The organism is Falsiroseomonas stagni DSM 19981 (genome assembly GCF_900114315.1).
GTDB classification, from domain to species: Bacteria; Pseudomonadota; Alphaproteobacteria; order Acetobacterales; family Acetobacteraceae; genus Falsiroseomonas; species Falsiroseomonas stagni.
Window position 1 is genome coordinate 1,322,610 of the sequence record NZ_FOSQ01000001.1, and the last position, 16,436, is coordinate 1,339,045.

The following is a 16,436-nucleotide window of genomic DNA, read 5'->3' on the forward strand; positions in this document are numbered from 1 at the left end:
GGCCGGCAAAGGGCTTTCAGGCGGAGAGGTGGATGGCGGTGCCCGCCAGGACGGCCGCGTTGAGGGCGAAGAGCGCCGCACCCGCCAGCTGGAAGCGCGGGCCGAGGGCACGCAGGAAGAAGCGGCCGAGGAAGGCGACGCCCACCAGCGACGGGATGGTGCCGAGGCAGAAGGCCGCCATCGCCACCGCCCCCGCCAGCGCGCTACCCGTGGCCGCGGCAGCCGCCAGCGCGGCGTAGAGCAGCCCGCAGGGCAGGCCGGAGAGCAGCAGGCCGAGCCCGAAGCCCTGTGCCCGACCTGGCACCCCTCCAGGCGTCGCCAGCAGCGGCGCCATCCGGGCCGTCAGGCGGCCGGCCAGGCTCTCCGCCGGGCGCAGCAGCCAGGCCGGCACCAGGCGCGCCGGCGCCACGCGCCAGCGGCCGGGCAGGCGTTGCAGGGCCTGGAGCGCCATCAGCACGGCGGCCGCCAGCAGCAGCGCCGCCAGCACATGGCGCAGCCCGGTTGCCTGGTTCAGCACCCCCGCCGCCAGCCCGCTGAGCGCGCCCAGGGTCGCGTAGCCGACCATCCGCCCGGCGTGGTAGGGCAGCAGTGCCGCACCGGCGAGGCGCGAGAGCGTGCCGCCCGGCCCGACCGCGGCGCTGGCCTGGGCGATGACGAAGGGCGCGCACATGGCGGCGCAATGCGTCAGCCCGCCCGCCAGCCCGGCCAGGAACAGCGCCAGCGCCACCACGGGCAGGCCGCCCGGTCCTATGGCCGTCAGGTCATGCAGGCAATTCGCGATCATGTCCCACGATGGCATGGTTGCGCACTGGCCGGCTTGCGCCAGATCAAGCCCGGATGACGCGGCGTGGATGCCCCAGGGGGGCGTGGGGCTGACTTGGGGGTGACGGCCGCCCCGCCGGGTGCTTTTACGCCCCGACAGGCGCCGACGGAGGATGATCGTGCAGCACGGGACGGTGAAGGGTCCCCCGCTGGCCCTCACCATGGGGGAACCCGCGGGCATCGGGGGGGAGATCGCGGCCAAGGCCTGGTGGGCGGTGCGCGCCGCCGGGCCGGCCTTCTTCCTGCTCGGCGACCCGGCCCTGGTGAAGGACGCCCCCGTGGCGCTGATCGAGGCGCCGGAACAGGCCGCCAGCGCCTTCCCCCATGCCCTGCCGGTGCTGCCGCTGCCCCTGGCCGCGCCGGCCATGCCGGGCCTGCTGGACCCCGCCAATGCGCCCGCGGTCATCGCCTCCATCGAGCAGGCCGTGGGCTTCGCCCTGGCGGGCCGGGCGGGGGGGGTGGTGACGAACCCGATCCAGAAATCGGTGCTGACCGCCGCCGGCTTCGCCCATCCCGGCCATACGGAGTTCCTCGGCGAACTTGCCGGCACCGCCCAGCCGCCGGTGATGATGCTGGCCTGCCCGGGGCTGCGCGTGGTGCCCGTGACCGTCCATCTCTCGCTCCGCGCCGCGCTGGACCGGCTGACCACGGATATCATCGTGGAGCATGGGCGCATCGTGGCGGCGGCGCTGCGGCGGGATTTCGGCATCGCCCAGCCGCGCATCGCGGTCGCCGGCCTCAACCCCCATGCGGGGGAGGCCGGGACGATGGGGGATGAGGATATCCGCATCGTCGCCCCGGCGGTGGAGGCGCTGCGCGCGTCGGGCATCGCCGCGCGCGGGCCCTTTCCGCCGGACACGATGTTCACGCCCCGCGCGCGGGCGACCTATGATTGCGTGCTGGGCATGTACCACGACCAGGTGCTGATCCCGATCAAGACGCTGGACATGGATGGGGGCGTGAACATCACCCTCGGCCTGCGGATCGTGCGCACCAGCCCGGACCATGGCACTGCGCTCGATATCGCCGGCCGGGGCCAGGCGGATGCCGGCAGCCTGATCGCCGCGCTGCGCCTGGCCGCCGAGATTGCCGACACAAGACGAAAGGCCGCCTGCCCGTGAACCACCTCGTGCTGTCCATCAATGTCGATCACGTGGCCACGCTGCGGAACGCCCGCGGCGGCCATTTCCCGGACCCCGTGGCGGCCGCGCAGCGCTGCATCGCCGCCGGGGCGGAAGGCATCACCATCCATCTGCGGGAGGACCGGCGCCACATCCGCGACCGGGATGTGGAGCGCATGAAGGCGGAGGTCGCCGCGCCCCTGAACCTGGAGATGGCGGCGACGGAGGAGATGGTGGCGATCGCGCTGCGCGTGATGCCGCACGCCGTCTGCCTGGTGCCGGAGAAGCGCCAGGAACTCACCACGGAAGGCGGGCTGGATGTGCTGAACGCCGGGCCGGGCCTGGCGGAGGCGGTGAAGCGCCTGGCCGGCGCCGGCATCCGCACATCGCTGTTCGTCGAAGCCGATGCTGCGCCGATCGAGCGGGCGGCGGCGCTGGGCGCGGCCTGCGTCGAACTGCACACCGGTACCTATGCCGATGCCGCGCCCGGGGATCGCGCGCCCATCCTGGCCAGGCTGCGCGCCGGCGCGGCCATCGCGGTGGGTGCCGGCCTGGAATGCCATGCCGGCCACGGGCTGGATTACGGCAGCATCGGGGGCATCGCGGCGATCCCGGAGGTGACCGAGGTGTCCATCGGCCACTTCCTGATCAGCCAAAGCGTCTTCGAGGGGATCGAGAACGCCGTACGCCGCATGCGCGCCCTGATGGACGCGGCACGCGGCGGCTAGGTCAGGCGACCCGGCGCTGGTCCTGCATCACGTCCGAATTGGCCGCGCGGACGGAAGCGGCCCAGCCCGGCGCCGCGGCCAGGAAGGCGTCGAGCTGCAGGACGGACAGCGCCTCCAGATATTCGGTGGCCGTCGTCGTCGTCGGGTCCCAGCGCAGCGCCAGGTCCGCGACCACGCCGGCACTGCCGGCGGTGGCGGCGGGCGCCACCTGCAGCTGCAGCGCGCGGCGCGCGATGGTGAGGACACGGGCAGCGGCATCGACGCGCATGCGCTCCGCCAGACCGTCCCCGGCCAGGTCGGCGATGGATCGGAGCGCGCGGATCTTCGCCGCCTCAGGCTCACGAACCCTACCCGTATCCGCCATGTCTCGACTTCTCCTGCTATCGAACAGCGCCAAAAGCGACGCGTCGGCTGCCGCGGCTCCCCCCGCAGCGTTCCAAGGGATGGGGAGCGCACCCTGTCGATACAAGGCCGCAAGGCGGTTCGATGATGATCCCGTGACGAAATTCGCGGCGCCGGTCGACGCGGGGCATAGTGACGCGCCAAATGTATCGCAAAGATTGACGCTTCCTGCCGTCAACTCGGCTTAACGAAACGGGGATCAACAGCACCATGCCGCCATCCAGCGACGCAGCCCGCATCCATGCCGGCACGCTGACCCTCGATACCCATGTCGATATTCCCTGGCCCGCCATGTCGGACCCGGCGACGGCCACCACCCGCTGCGTCGATTTCGGCAAGATGCAGGCCGGCGGGCTGAAGGCCGTGGTGTTCATCGCCTATGTGCCGCAGGGCCCGCTGACGCCGGAAGGCCACGCCGGTGCCGCTTCGAGGGCGGAGGCGATGCTGCTGGCCTTGCGCGGCACCGCGGGCACGCAGCCCATGCCGCGCCGCCTCTGCACCACGCCGGATGAGCTGGAAGCCTGCGCCGCCGCCGGCGAACTCGCCGTGCTGCTGGCGGTCGAGAACGGCTATGCGATGGGGGAGGATCTGTCGCGGCTGGCACGCTGGCGCGAACTCGGCGCCATCTACCTGACCGTCACGCATGACGGGCACAACGCGCTGTCCGATTCGGCGCGGCCGAAGCCAGCACTCGGCGATGGGCCGACGCTGCATGGCGGGCTTTCGGCCCTGGGCCGCGCCGCGGTCAGGGAGATGAATCGCGTGGGGCTGATGGTCGATGTCTCCCACGTCGCGAAGCCCGCGATGCTGGAAGCGGCCGCGCTATCTGCCACGCCGGTTGTTGCGACCCATGCCTGCTGCCACGAGCTTCGCCCGCATCCCCGCAACCTGGATGCCGAACAGCTGCGCGCGCTGCGGGATTGCGGCGGGCTGATCCAGATCACGGCGGTGCCGAGCTTCCTGGTGGCGCCGGGGCCGGACGGCCATGCGCGGGCGACCATCGGCGACTATGTCGATCATGTGGACCATGCGGTGCAGCGCATCGGGATCGACCATGTCGGCCTGTCCTCCGACTTCGATGGCGGCGGCGGCTTCCCGGGCTGGATGGATGCGAGCACGACCGGCGCGGTGACGGAGGAACTGCACCGCCGCGGCTATGGGTCGCGGGAGATCGGGCTGCTGTGGTCGGGGAATTTCCTGCGCGTCTGGCGCGACGTGCTGCGCAGCGCGCGGTAGCCCGGGGGGAACGCTGTTCCCCCCGTACCCCCCATGCCAGGGGGCAGAGCCCCCTGGACCATCGTCAATACAAGGGTTCCAAGGGCCCGCTGGCCCTTGGCGCGGGTGCAGGGGGGCGGAGCCCCCTTGCATTGATGGTCGGTGCAGGGGGGCGGAGCCCCCTTGCATTGATGGTCGGTGCAGGGGGCGGAGCCCCCTGCGGAGCCGTCACCCCGCGTGGATCGCCCGCCAAACCCGCTCCGGCGTCGCCGGCATGTCGATATGCCGCACCCCATGCCCGGACAGCGCATCCACGATCGCGTTCATCACCGCGGGCAGTGACCCGGCGCAGCCGGCCTCCCCGCAGCCCTTGGCGCCCAGCGGATTCGTCGTGGCCGGCACGGCGTGGCTGACGAAGCCGATATCCGGCAGGTCGCCCGCGCGCGGCAGGGCGTAGTCCAGGTAGCTGCCGGTCAGCAGCTGCCCATCCTCCCCGAAGCTCACGCTTTCCATCAGCGCCTGGCCGATGCCCTGCGCGATTCCGCCATGCGCCTGGCCCGCCACCAGCAGCGGATTCACCATGACGCCGAAATCATTCACCGTGACGTAGCGATCGACGGTGACGATGCCGGTGTCCGGGTCGATCTCCACCTCCGCGACGTGGCAGCCATTCGGATAGGCTTGCGGCGCCTGGTCGAAGACATGGGTGACGTCGAGCGTGTTCGGCACGCCCTCCGGCAGCCCCTGCGCGCCGCGCAGCTTCACGGCCAAATCCATGATGCCGATGCCGCGGTCGGTGCCCGCGATGGTGAAGCGGCCCTGGCCCCCTTCCGCATGCGGTTCGTATTCGATGTCGGACGGCGCGGCCTCCAGCGCCCAGGCGGCGGCGTCGCGCCCCTTCTCGATCACGAGCGCCGACGCCTCCAGGATCGCGGCGCCGGAGGCCATGATGGATTTCGACCCGCCCGTGCCGCCACCGGCGATCAGCTGGTCCGAATCGCCCTGCAGCAGGCGCACCTTCTCGAACGGCACGCCGAGGCTCTGGTGCAGCACCTGCGCGAAGGCGCTCCAATGGCCCTGCCCGTAGTCGAGCGTGCCGGTGATGATGGTGACGTTGCCATCCTCCTCGAACCGGATGCCGCCCTGTTCCTTCGTCGGCGGTGCGGTGCACTCAAGAAAATTGCCGAGTCCCCGGCCGCGCAGCATCCCTCGCGCTTCGCTGGCCGCCTTGCGCGCGGCATAGCCGGGCAGGTCCGCTTCCTGCAGCGTGCGTTCCAGCAGCGCGGTGAAGTCGCCGCCGTCATAGACGCTGCCGGAGGCCGCCGAATACGGGAACTGGTCCGGGCGGATGTGGTTGCGGCGGCGCAACTCCACCGCATCGATCCCCATCTCCAGCGCGGCGCTCTCGATCAGCCGCTCCATGAAGTAGTTGCCCTCCGGCCGCCCCGCGCCGCGATAGGCGGAGACGGGCGTGGTGTTCGTCACCAGGCTCCGCGTCGAGACCTCGATCAGCGGCGTGCGGTAGTTGGACTGCACGTTCTTCATGAAGTTCGCCGTGCCCATCAGCGGCGCGACGGGGGACAGGAAGGCGCCCATATTCGCGAAGCTGGTCAGCCGCACCGCGAGGAAATGGCCGTCCTTGTCGAGGGCGAGTTCCGCCTCGACCTCATGGTCGCGGCCATGCTGGTCGGACAGGAAGCTGCCGCTGCGCTCATCCGTCCACTTCACGGGGTGGCCGAGTTCGCGGGCCGCATGCAGCAGGCAGGCATATTCGGGATAGACATTGGCCTTCATGCCGAAGCTGCCGCCGACATTGCCGGTCAGCACCCGCACCTGCGCGGGCGGTACCTTCAGGACCTCATTCGCCAGCTGGTTGCGCAGGCCGAAGACGCCCTGGCAGCCCACGCGCAGCACGTAGCGCCCGTCCTCGAAGGACCCGATCGCGCTGCGCGGCTCCATCGCGCAGACGACGATGCGGTTGTTGCGGATGGAGAGCTTCGTGACATGGGCCGCTTCCGCGAAGGCTTTCGCCACCGCCTCACGGTCGCCGTGCCGAAAATCCAGCACCTCGTTGCCCGGGATGTCGTCGTAGAGCTGGGGTGCATCCGGCGCGGCGGCGGCGGAGGCGACCGTCACGGCCGGCAGGGCATCGATGTCGAGTTCGACGGCCTCCGCCGCGTCCTTGGCCTCGGCGCGGGTGGTGGCGACGACGAAGGCGACGGGATCGCCGACATAGCGGACGCGGTCAGTGGCCAGCGGCAGGCGCTGCGTGCTGCGGATGGGCGATCCATCCGCGTTCTTCAGCGGCATGGCGCATTTCATCGGCCCGTAGCCGGCCGAGACCAGGTCCGCCCCGGTCCAGACGCCCGCGACACCCGGCATGGCGCGCGCCGCCGATGTGTCGATGCCGCGGATCACGCCATGGGCATAGGGGCTGCGCACCATCACCGCCCACATCTGCCCGGGCAGGGAGATGTCATCGGTGTAGCGGCCGCGGCCGGTGAGCAGGGTCGGGTCCTCGGCGCGGGGAACGGGCTGGCCGATGCCGAATTTCAGGCGGGAGGGATCGAAGGGCAGGGTATCGGGCATGGGGCATCCTCGGGGAAGTCGAAGGGGAGGTAAGCGTGATCGGTGGCCCGGTAAGGGTCAGGTGGTCTTCATCCAGGCCGCATAATCGGCATAGGCCGCTTCCGGCGTGAAGCGCGGCGCCCAGCCGATGCCGCGCGCGCGCCCGACATTCATGACGCCGCGCGGGCGGATTTCGGGGAAGGTGACGCCAGGCGCCTCACCGGTTGACGCACGGCGCCAGCGGAAGGCGGGCAGCACCCCTGCCATCGCCGCGCAGCAGGCATCCAGATGCGGCGACCAGTCCTGGCCGGAGGCCAGGTTGAAGACGCGGGCGGGCGGCGCTTCCGCATCCATCAGCGCCAGCAGCCCGGCGGCGAGGTCCCGCACATAGACCCAGTCATAGGCATGGACGGTCGCGGGCAGCACGGCCTCCCCCCCGTTCTTCGCCAGCGTCGCGATGGCGAGGTGCGGGCTCAGCGTGTCCCGCACCCCCGTATCGCGCTCCCACGGCCCGAAGGTGGCGCCGATGCGCGCGGCGATGGCGTCGAGGCCCCATTGCTGGGCGAGGCGCAGCCCCGCGCGCTCCACCGCGTATTTGGTCACGCCATAGAGGCTGATGGGCACGCAGGGTGTCGTCGCCTCGTCCAGCAGCGCGTGGTCATAGGCGGATTCGCCATAGACGGCGGCGGAGGAGGGGAGCACGACGCGCCGCACGCCCCCGGCATCCCGCGCCGCTTCCAGCGTGGTGATCAGGCCCTTGAGGTTCACGTCGATGATGGCGCCGGGGACCGAGGCTTCCCGCGCCGGGCCCGCCGTGATGGCGGCGAAGGGGAAGATGCGGTCGATCCGGTGGGCCTGGAACAGCGCCTTCAGGGCCGCCGCGTCCAGCACATCGCCCTGCACCAGGGTCAGCCGGCCCGGCAGCGTGGCGAAGAGGGCGGCGGCGGCGGCGGCGGCGGGGGGCAGGGCGTCCTCCCGCCCGAAGGCCACGACCTCCTCCCCCCGGCCCAGCAGCGCCTCCAGCAGGTTCAGGCCGACGAAGCCGGCCCCGCCGGTCACCAGGACAGCCGCCATCAAACCCCTCCGGAATTCCTACCAGCCCTGGATAACCCGCATCATCCGGGCCAGAAAGCCGCCATGACCCCATCCCCCGCCACGACCACCCCCGACATCATCGTCATCGGCGCCGGCCCCGCCGGCCTGATGGCCGCGGAGGTGCTGGGCCAGGCAGGGCTGCGCGTGGTGGTGCATGACCAGATGCCCTCCGTCGGCCGGAAATTCCTGATGGCCGGCCGCGGCGGGCTGAACCTGACGCATAGCGAACCGCTCGACGCCTTCCTGCCGCGATTCGCCCCGGCGCCGCCCGCGCTGGTCGATGCCCTGCGCGACTTCACGCCGGCGGAGTTGATCGCCTGGTGCGAGGGGCTTGGCGTCCCGACCATGGTCGGCAGCAGCGGTCGCGTCTTCCCCGTGACGATGAAGGCATCCCCCCTGCTGCGCGCCTGGCTGCGGCGGCTGGAGGGCCTGGGCGTGGAGATCCGCCCGCGCAGCCGCTTCCTCGGGCACGATGCCGATGGCGGCTGGCTGTTCTCGACCGAAGCCGCGCCCGTCCATCCCCGCGCGGTGGTGCTGGCGATGGGCGGTGCCTCCTGGCCGAGGCTCGGCTCGGATGGCGCCTGGCCCGCGCTGCTGCCGGGCGTGCCGGTCACGCCCTTCGCGCCGTCCAACATGGGCGTGACGCTGGACTGGTCCGCCCCCTTCCTGGCGCGGCATGAGGGTGCGGCGGCCAAGCGCCTGGCCATCACCTTCGCGGGCCACACCGCCCGCGGTGATGCGGTGGTGACGAAGGCGGGCCTGGAAGGCGGCGTCATCTACGCGCTGTCCCGCCCGGTGAGGGAGGCTTTGGCCCGCGACGGTTCGGCAACGCTGTCCATCGACCTCCGCCCGGACCTGCCGGCGGCGGCGGTGGCGGCGAAGCTCGGCGTGCGGGGGCGGGCGGAATCGGTCTCGACCGTGCTGCGCAAGGCGGTCGGGCTGTCCCCCGTCGCGATCGGCCTGGTGCAGGAGGCCATTCATGCCGGCGGGGCAGGGCGGGCGGATCTGGCGTCGCTGGTGAAGGCCCTGCCGCTGCGCGTCACCGGCATCGCCGGCCTGGCGCGGGCCATCTCCTCCGCCGGCGGGATCCGGTGGGATGCGCTGGACGAGCACCTCATGCTCAAGGCGCTGCCCGGAGTGTTCGCCTGCGGGGAGATGCTGGATTGGGAAGCCCCGACCGGCGGCTATTTGCTGCAGGGCTGCTTCAGCACCGGCGTCGCGGCCGCGCGTGGCGTGCTGGCGCGCCTACAAAGGTAGCGCGCCAGGGGGCTTGAGGGCGGTCAGGACGAAGGAACTCCGCGTCTCCTTCACCCCCGGCATGCGCAGCAGCGCCTTCAGGGCGAATTCCGCATAGGCGTCGAAATCCGTCGCCATGACATGCAGCATGTAATCCATGCCGCCGCTCATCGCGTAGGCCGCGATCACCTCATCCCGCGCCGCCAGCGCCTTGTGGAAGGCGGTGGCGACTTCCTCCGCATGGCTGGACAGCGCCACCTGCACGAAGGCCTGGATGGGCAGGCCGACGCGGGCGGGGTCAATCACCGCGGCGTAGCGGGCGATGACGCCCGCCTCCTCCAGCCGCTTGATGCGCCGCAGGCAGGGCGTGGCGGAGAGCCCCACCTGGTCCGCGATGGCGGTCACGGCCATGCGGCCATCCCGCTGCAGGGCGCGCAGGATGCGGCGATCCGTCGCATCCAGCTCGATGGTGGACTTTGCCATTCCGGGGCCCCTGATTGGTGAAAGACTGCGCCAGGCCGCAGTCTGGCGCGAAATCCGGCGAGAATCACCCCTTTCCCCGCCCTACCATGGTGTCACCCCCAGCCGAGGAGCCCGCGCCATGGACATCCCCCCCGACCGCACCGCCTATGCCGGCGCGATCTCCGACGCCAACCCGATGGGCACGGACGGCTTCGAATTCGTGGAATTCACCGGCCCGGACACCGCCTATCTGGAAGCGCTGTTCACCCGCTTGGGCTTCGCCGCGGTGGCGACGCACCGGTCCAAGGCCGTCACGCTGTGGCGCCAGGGCGACATCAACTTCATCCTGAACGCGGAGCCCGAGAGCTTCGCGCAATCCTTCGCCCGCGTGCACGGCCCCTGCGCCTGCGCCATGGCTTTCCGGGTGGCCGACGCCGCCGCGGCGTATGAGCGTGCGATCGCGCTCGGCGCCAAGCCCGTGACGAACCGCGTCGGGCCCATGGAGCTGAACATCCCGGCCATCGAGGGTATCGGCGGGTCGCTGCTGTATTTCGTCGATCGCTACGGCCCTCGCGGCACGATCTATGACGTCGATTTCCGCTGGATCGGGGATGCCAACCCGGCGCCGAAGGGCCACGGCCTCACCGTCATCGACCACCTCACGCACAATGTGCTGCGCGGCCGGATGGATGTGTGGTGGCAGTTCTATGCGAAGCTCTTCAACTTCCAGGAGATCCGCTACTTCGATATCGAGGGGAAGCTGACCGGCCTGAAGTCCCGCGCGCTGACCTCCCCCTGCGGCCAGATCCGCATCCCGATCAACGAAAGCAGCGACGACAAGTCGCAGATCGAGGAATACCTCCGCGCCTATAATGGCGAGGGCATCCAGCACGTCGCACTCGGCACCACCGACATCCATGCGAGCGTCGAGGCGATGCGCGGCGCGGGTATCGGCTTCCTCGACACGCCGGAGACCTATTACGAGTTGCTGCCGAAGCGCATCCCGGGGACGGAGCCCGATATCGACCGGCTTCGCCGCAACCGCGTGCTGGTCGATGGCGCGCCGACTCCGGAAGGCGGGCGCCTGCTGCAGATCTTCACGAACAACGTCATCGGTCCGATCTTCTTCGAGCTGATCAAGCGCGAGGGTGACCAGGGCTTCGGCGAGGGCAATTTCCGTGCGCTGTTCGAGAGCATCGAGCTGGACCAGATCCGGCGGGGGACGCTGAAGGCCGACGCGGCGTGAGCCGGCGGGGCTATTGATGATGGTCCAGGAGGCTCTGCCTCCTGGCGGATGGGGTCCGGGGAAGGCAGCGCCTTCCCCGGAATCACCCCGCTGGCGACGCACCGCTCCCCCGCGCATACTCGCCCGGGGAGAAACACCATGTCCGACACCCTCTTCGACCTGCCCGAGGCCACGCGCGAATTGCGCGACACCGCCCTCGCCTTTGCTGCCGAACGCCTGGCCCCCCACGCCCTCGAATGGGACGAGAAGCGCCACTTCCCCGTCGACGTGATGCGCGAAGCAGCCGCACTCGGCATGGCGACGCTTTATGTGCGGGAGGAATCCGGCGGTGCCGGCCTCACGCGGCTCGATGCCGCAGTGGTGTTCGAGGCTTTGGCCACGGGCTGCCCCACCATCTCCGCCTTCCTGTCGATCCACAACATGGTCGCCTGGATGATCGATCGCTACGGCAGCGACGCGCAGCGCGCGGATTGGCTGCCCTCCCTCATCCCCATGGACCGCATCGCCAGCTACTGCCTGACGGAACCGGCCGCGGGCAGCGATGCGGCGGCACTCGCCACGCGCGCGGTGCGGGACAACCAGGGCTATGTGCTGAACGGCACCAAGCAGTTCATCAGCGGCGCCGGCGTGTCGGACCTCTATCTGGTCATGGCGCGGACCGGCGGCGCCGGGGCGGGCGGTGTCTCCGCCTTCCTCGTCCCGAAGGACGTGCCCGGCCTGTCCTTCGGCGCCAATGAGAAGAAGATGGGATGGAACGCCCAGCCGACCCGCCAGGTGATCCTGGAGGATGTGCGCCTGCCCGCCGAGGCGCTGCTGGGCGAGGAAGGGCAGGGCTTCCGCTATGCGATGAGCGGCCTCGATGGCGGCCGCCTCAACATCGCGGCGTGCTCCATCGGCGGCGCGCAGGCGGCGATCGACAAGGCGCTGGCCTATGTGCGCGAACGCCGCGCCTTCGGGCAGGAAATCGCCCGCTTCCAGGCGACGCAATTCCGCCTGGCCGACATGGTGACGGAGCTGGAGGCGGCGCGGACCCTGATGTGGCGCGCCTGCGCCAAGCTCGATTCCGGCGCGCCCGACGCCACCGCCTTCTGCGCCATGGCCAAGCGCTTCGCCACCGATACCGGCTTCCGCGTGGCGGATGAGGCGCTGCAACTGCTGGGCGGCTACGGCTACCTCGCGGATTACGGGATCGAGAAGATCGTGCGGGACCTGCGGGTCCACCGCATCCTGGAAGGCACGAACGAGGTCATGCGCCTGATCATCGCCCGCGGGATGCTGGGGAAGTAGCGCGCGGGTTTGCGCTGGCCCGGCCGCGGGCCCTGTTCTATCCTGTGACGATGGTTGTCCGGTTTGTCATTGCCGTCCTGGTTGTGGTCCTGACCGGCCCCGTGGCCGCGCAGCCGCTGCGCACCATGGTCGTGCCGGCGGATGAACCGCTGGTGGTGGCCCCGCGTGGCCAGGCAGTGCCGCGCGCGCCCCTGCCGGTTCGCGCCGCGCCGCCACCCCCCCCTGCGCTGCCCCCTGGGCCGCCGGCCGTGGTCCCGCCGCCCGCCGTGGTCCTGCCCGCCGGTCCCGGCCTCGGCGCCTTCCTGCCCGCCCTGCTTCCGATCGCGGGGGCGGTGCTGCTCGGCGCCGGCACGCCGGGTTCCGGCAACGCCACGGGCGCGCCCGCCAGCACGCGCTGACCGCCCGCTCGCTGGACCCTCGGCCCGCGCTGGGCCATCCTCCCGCCTCCTTCACCACTCGGAACCGAACATCGTTATGGGCACACGCGGCGGGGCCATCGGGCGCGCTTTGAGCTTCTTCGACCAGGGGGGCTTCGAGCAGTTGCTCAGCACCCTCGTCGCCATCCCCTCCACCTCCCAGGAGGCGGAGTCCGCCCCCGCCCTCGATGCCTACCTGGCGGAGACGATGGAGCCCTGGCTGAAGCGCCTGGGCTTCGCGGTCTCCATCCACCCGAACCCGCTGGACGGCTTCGGCCCCATCCTCATGGGCAGGCGGATCGAGGATGCGTCCCTGCCGACCATCCTCCTCTACGGCCATGGCGACACCGTCCGCGGCCTCAAGGAACAGTGGCGGGACGGCCTCGATCCCTGGACGGTCACGACGGAGGATGGCCGCTGGTACGGCCGCGGCACCGCCGACAACAAGGGCCAGCACGCGCTGAACATCGCGGCGCTGGAGGCGGTGCTGGAGGAGCGCGGCGGCAGGCTCGGCGCCAACATCAAGCTGGTGATCGAGACGGCGGAGGAACGCGGCTCCAAGGGCCTGCGCGAATTCGTCGCCGCCCATGCCCGGGAACTCGCCGCCGATGCGCTGATCGCCTCCGACGGGCCGCGGGTGGAGCCTGGCGTGCCGACCATCGCGACCGGCACGCGCGGCACCTTCCATTTCGACCTGGCCGTGCGGCTGCGGGCGGGCGGCGTGCATTCCGGCCATTGGGGCGGGCTGACGATGGACCCCGCGATCATCCTCGCCCATGCGCTCTCCACCATCATGGACCGGGAGGGCAAGATCCTGGTGCGGGACTGGCTGCCCCGGAACGGCGTGCCGGCCGCGGTGAAGGGCGTGCTGGATGGCTGCCCGGTCGGCGGCGGCGATGGCGCGGCGACGATCGATGCGGGCTGGGGGGAGCCGAACCTGACCCCGGCCGAGAAGATCTATGGCTGGAACAGCTTCATCGTCCTGGCCATGACCTCCGGCCGCCCGGACAACCCCGTGAACGCGGTCGCCCCCGATGCGCGGGCGCATTGCCAGATCCGCTACACCGTGGACAGCGATCCGAAGGACTTCCTGCCCGCGCTGCGCCAGCACCTGGATGCCCACGGGCTGTCCCAGGTGCTGATCGAGAACCCCGGCCTCCGCATGCCCGCCAGCCGCACGGCACCGGACCATCCCTGGGTGCGCTGGGCGCATGAATCGCTGACCCGCACGCTGGACAAGCCGGTGCAGATCATCCCGAACAGCTCCGGCGGCCTGCCGGGCGATGTCTTCGTCGATCACCTCGGCGTGCCGCTGGTGTGGGTGCCGCACAGCTACAATGGCTGCAAGCAGCATGGGCCGGATGAGCACCTGCTGATCGCCGCCGCGCGCGAAGGCATCGCGGGCTTCGCCGGGATGTGGTGGGATCTGGGGGAGGGCGGCACGCCCCCGAGAGGGTGCCAGGGGGGCTGACAGTCTGGAAAGCGCGTTACGCTTCCTCACCCGAGGTCACCGCGCCGGACACGCCCCTGTTGCAAGCGATTGCCATGTTCCCCTCAGACCGGCGCGGTGCCGGCAGGAAACGGAGAACACGACATGGCTTCGACAAAGATCGGCCTGCTGGCCGGCGCGGCGCTGATCCTGGCGGCGGGCGCGCTGCCCGTCCTGGCCCAGCCGGCGCCCGCCGCCGGCGGCCCGCCCCCGGCGCGCGGCTTCGCGGTGGGGGAGGCCTTCGCCCGCGCCGACGCCAATAATGATGGCCGCGTGACGCTGGAGGAAGGCCGCGCCTGGCTGGCCGCCCGCTTCCAGGAGGTGGACGCCAACCGCGATGGCGGCGTCTCGCTGGAGGAATTCACGGCCTATGCCCAGGCCCGCATGGGCGGCCGCACGCCGCCGGCGCGGGCGCAGGAACACGGCGCGGCGATGTTCCGCGCGGTGGACGCGAATGGCGATGGCCGCGTGACGCTGCAGGAGATCACGCCCTTCGCGGAGGCGATGTTCCGGGCGCGCGACACCAATGCCGATGGCGCGTTGAGCCGGGAGGAGGTGCGGCCCGAGCGTCGCGGCCATGGCCACCACCATGCCGGCCCCGGCCCGGAAGGCCGCCGCGGCCCGCCGCCGGCACCGCCCGCGCAGCCGAACTGAGCACAGCCTGGGGAAGCCCTTCGGGGCTTCCCTTCCACGCCATCATTGTCAGGAAAGCCGGGGGATGGTGGGCGCGACAGGGATTGAACCTGTGACCCTTCGCGTGTGAAGCGAATGCTCTCCCGCTGAGCTACGCGCCCATCCCCGGGAGCGGCTGGATAGGGCGGCGGGGCGGGGGGTGTCAAGCGCCCGGCGACGTGATGCTTGGCATCCGCGACTGGCTGCCGATATGGGGGGACATGCGCCACGTCCTGCCCGCTGCCGCCGCCCTCCTCGCCGCGCTGCCCGCCACGGCGCAGCCGCTGCGCGCGACCTATGAGGTCCACGCCGCCGGCATGGTCGTGCTGACCATGGAGGCGGAGATGGAGGTGACGCCGGGCGGCTACCGCCTGGCCACCACCGTCCGCACCCGCGGCATCGCCGCCGTCTTCGCGCCCGGGGAACAGGCGACCCGCGTCGCAGGCGCCTGGCAGGGCGCCACCGCCACGCCGGCCTCCTACGTCTCGGAGGGCGCCTGGCGCGGCCGGCCGCGGCGCACGGCGCTGGACTGGCGCGGCGGGGATCCGGTGGTGCGGGACATGGTGCCCCCCAATGCGGAGGAGCGGGAGGACGTGCCCGCCGATCTCCAGCGCGGCACCGTCGATGCACTCTCGGCGCTGGCGCAATTGTCCCGCGCCATCGCCAGCACGGGCAGTTGCGATGGCCAGGCCGCCGTCTTCGATGGCCGCCGCCGCAGCGACTACACCAGCCGCAGCGGCGGGTGGGAGCGCATCTTCCCCTCCCGCGACGCCTGGCACGGGGTGGCGCTGCGCTGCGGGTTCGAGGCCCGTGTGGTCGCCGGCTTCCGCAAGGATGGCAGCGGCGATGAGCGCCGCCCGACCCCCGGCACCGCCTGGGTCGCCGCCCCCTTCGCCGGCGCGCCGCCGATCCCCGTGCGGGTGGAGATGCCGTCCCGCTGGTTCGGCACGGCGACGGCGATCCTGCTGCGGGCGGAGCCGCTAGGCCAGCAGGCCCGCGCGCAGTAGCGGCAGGAGGTCGGCCGGCGTCGCCGCCACCGGCGCACCGGCCGCCATGGACAGCGGGCCATAGCCCCAGCCCGCGAAGATCACCGGCAGCCCCGCGCCCCGGCCGGCGGCGACATCATTGTGGTGGTCGCCGATCATGATGGCGTCCCGCGCCTCTCCGCCGGCGTCCCGCAGAGTCGCCAGCAGATGGGCGGGATCGGGCTTGCGGACGGGGTAGGAATCGCCGCCGCCGATCGCGTCGAAGAATTGGTCGATCCCGAGGCCCGCCAGCAACGTCCGCGCCGGGGCGACCGGCTTGTTGGTGCAGACGGCCATGCGCCAGCCTTCCGCCTTCAGCGTCGCGAGAACCGCCGGAATGCCGTCGAAGGTGGCGGTCTCGACGGCGGCATTGGCGCCGTAGTCGTCCAGGAACCAGTCCAGCGCCGGCTGGTCGAAGGCCTGGCCGCGGGCGGCCAGCGCGCGCTCCACCAGCACCTTGGCGCCATCGCCGATCATGGCGATCACCTCCGCCCGCGCGAAGTCGGGCAGGCCGCGCAGCGCCATCAGGCGGTCCAGCGAGGCATGGAGGTCCGGCGCGCTGTCCACCAGCGTGCCATCGAGGTCGAAGACGGCGATGCGTGTCATGGCCGCCCTCCTACGGGCCGGGCGAGGGTTGCGGAAGGGGGCATGG

16 protein-coding genes and 1 tRNA gene are annotated in these 16,436 nt (G+C 71.5%); 10 read left to right on the forward strand and 7 right to left on the reverse strand.

What is annotated here, in order from left to right; genetic code table 11:
- Positions 1-16: 16 nt before the first annotated feature.
- Positions 17-799: an urease accessory protein UreH domain-containing protein gene (locus BM041_RS06210; RefSeq protein ID WP_217648621.1), complete on the reverse strand. Its 783-nt coding sequence runs from the start codon at positions 797-799 to the stop codon at positions 17-19.
- Positions 800-941: 142 nt separating this feature from the next.
- Here BM041_RS06210 and pdxA point away from each other — a divergent pair, with 142 nt between their 5' ends.
- Together pdxA and BM041_RS06220 are read left to right on the forward strand one after the other, a co-directional pair.
- Entirely contained in the window at positions 942-1,943 is a 1,002-nt protein-coding gene (gene pdxA, locus BM041_RS06215; RefSeq protein WP_281244501.1) for a 4-hydroxythreonine-4-phosphate dehydrogenase PdxA, read from the forward strand.
- A complete protein-coding gene (locus BM041_RS06220) occupies positions 1,940-2,671 on the forward strand; it encodes a pyridoxine 5'-phosphate synthase (protein WP_217648622.1) in 732 nt (243 codons plus the stop codon). Before pdxA ends, BM041_RS06220 begins: the two co-directional genes overlap by 4 nt.
- Position 2,672: 1 nt before the next feature.
- Here the strand turns inward: BM041_RS06220 and BM041_RS06225 are convergent, their stop codons facing one another.
- On the reverse strand, positions 2,673-3,035 hold the full coding sequence (locus BM041_RS06225) for a hypothetical protein (RefSeq protein ID WP_092956925.1): 363 nt from the start codon (positions 3,033-3,035) through the stop codon (positions 2,673-2,675).
- Between the two features lie 248 nt (positions 3,036-3,283).
- Between BM041_RS06225 and BM041_RS06230 the strand changes: the two genes are divergently transcribed.
- On the forward strand, positions 3,284-4,309 hold the full coding sequence (locus BM041_RS06230) for a dipeptidase (protein ID WP_092956928.1): 1,026 nt from the start codon (positions 3,284-3,286) through the stop codon (positions 4,307-4,309).
- Positions 4,310-4,516: 207 nt separating this feature from the next.
- On the opposite strand, the gene BM041_RS06235 is transcribed toward BM041_RS06230, so the two are convergent.
- Together BM041_RS06235 and BM041_RS06240 are read right to left on the reverse strand one after the other, a co-directional pair.
- Positions 4,517-6,877 carry a xanthine dehydrogenase family protein molybdopterin-binding subunit gene (locus BM041_RS06235; RefSeq protein ID WP_092956931.1) on the reverse strand — a complete coding sequence of 787 codons (2,361 nt, stop codon included), beginning with the start codon at positions 6,875-6,877 and terminating at the stop codon, positions 4,517-4,519.
- Between the two features lie 57 nt (positions 6,878-6,934).
- On the reverse strand, positions 6,935-7,930 hold the full coding sequence (locus tag BM041_RS06240) for an NAD-dependent epimerase/dehydratase family protein (protein WP_092956934.1): 996 nt from the start codon (positions 7,928-7,930) through the stop codon (positions 6,935-6,937).
- Between the two features lie 63 nt (positions 7,931-7,993).
- Here BM041_RS06240 and BM041_RS06245 point away from each other — a divergent pair, with 63 nt between their 5' ends.
- Positions 7,994-9,208 (forward strand): BaiN/RdsA family NAD(P)/FAD-dependent oxidoreductase, encoded by a 1,215-nt coding sequence (locus BM041_RS06245; RefSeq protein ID WP_092956937.1) that lies wholly within the window; start codon positions 7,994-7,996, stop codon positions 9,206-9,208.
- Here the strand turns inward: BM041_RS06245 and BM041_RS06250 are convergent.
- Positions 9,197-9,670, reverse strand: a complete 474-nt coding sequence (locus BM041_RS06250) for an Lrp/AsnC family transcriptional regulator (RefSeq protein WP_217648623.1) — start codon at positions 9,668-9,670, stop codon at positions 9,197-9,199. The genes BM041_RS06245 and BM041_RS06250 overlap by 12 nt on opposite strands.
- 118 nt (positions 9,671-9,788) lie before the next feature.
- On the opposite strand from BM041_RS06250, the gene hppD reads away from it, so the two are divergent.
- The 5 genes from hppD (at position 9,789) to BM041_RS06275 (ending at position 14,741) form a co-directional block, all read left to right on the forward strand.
- Positions 9,789-10,895 (forward strand): 4-hydroxyphenylpyruvate dioxygenase, encoded by a 1,107-nt coding sequence (hppD, locus tag BM041_RS06255; RefSeq protein WP_092956940.1) that lies wholly within the window; start codon positions 9,789-9,791, stop codon positions 10,893-10,895.
- A 138-nt stretch (positions 10,896-11,033) separates the two neighbouring features.
- Positions 11,034-12,182, forward strand: a complete 1,149-nt coding sequence (locus BM041_RS06260; RefSeq protein WP_092956943.1) for an acyl-CoA dehydrogenase family protein — start codon at positions 11,034-11,036, stop codon at positions 12,180-12,182.
- A 50-nt stretch (positions 12,183-12,232) separates the two neighbouring features.
- Complete coding sequence (locus BM041_RS06265; RefSeq protein ID WP_139225971.1) at positions 12,233-12,580, forward strand: hypothetical protein; 348 nt, start codon at positions 12,233-12,235, stop codon at positions 12,578-12,580.
- Between the two features lie 76 nt (positions 12,581-12,656).
- Positions 12,657-14,069, forward strand: coding sequence for a M20/M25/M40 family metallo-hydrolase (locus tag BM041_RS06270; protein WP_092956949.1), 1,413 nt, complete (start codon positions 12,657-12,659; stop codon positions 14,067-14,069).
- A gap of 123 nt (positions 14,070-14,192) precedes the next feature.
- The gene (locus BM041_RS06275; protein WP_092956952.1) at positions 14,193-14,741 is read left to right on the forward strand and encodes an EF-hand domain-containing protein; all 549 of its coding nucleotides are present in this window, start codon (positions 14,193-14,195) and stop codon (positions 14,739-14,741) included.
- Positions 14,742-14,806: 65 nt separating this feature from the next.
- Here BM041_RS06275 and BM041_RS06280 read toward each other — a convergent pair.
- Positions 14,807-14,881 (reverse strand) — tRNA-Val (locus tag BM041_RS06280).
- A gap of 60 nt (positions 14,882-14,941) precedes the next feature.
- Here BM041_RS06280 and BM041_RS06285 point away from each other — a divergent pair.
- On the forward strand, positions 14,942-15,766 hold the full coding sequence (locus BM041_RS06285; protein WP_092956955.1) for a DUF3108 domain-containing protein: 825 nt from the start codon (positions 14,942-14,944) through the stop codon (positions 15,764-15,766).
- On the opposite strand, the gene BM041_RS06290 is transcribed toward BM041_RS06285, so the two are convergent.
- Positions 15,740-16,390 carry an HAD-IA family hydrolase gene (locus BM041_RS06290; RefSeq protein WP_092956958.1) on the reverse strand — a complete coding sequence of 217 codons (651 nt, stop codon included), beginning with the start codon at positions 16,388-16,390 and terminating at the stop codon, positions 15,740-15,742. The genes BM041_RS06285 and BM041_RS06290 overlap by 27 nt on opposite strands.
- Positions 16,391-16,436 lie beyond the last annotated feature (46 nt).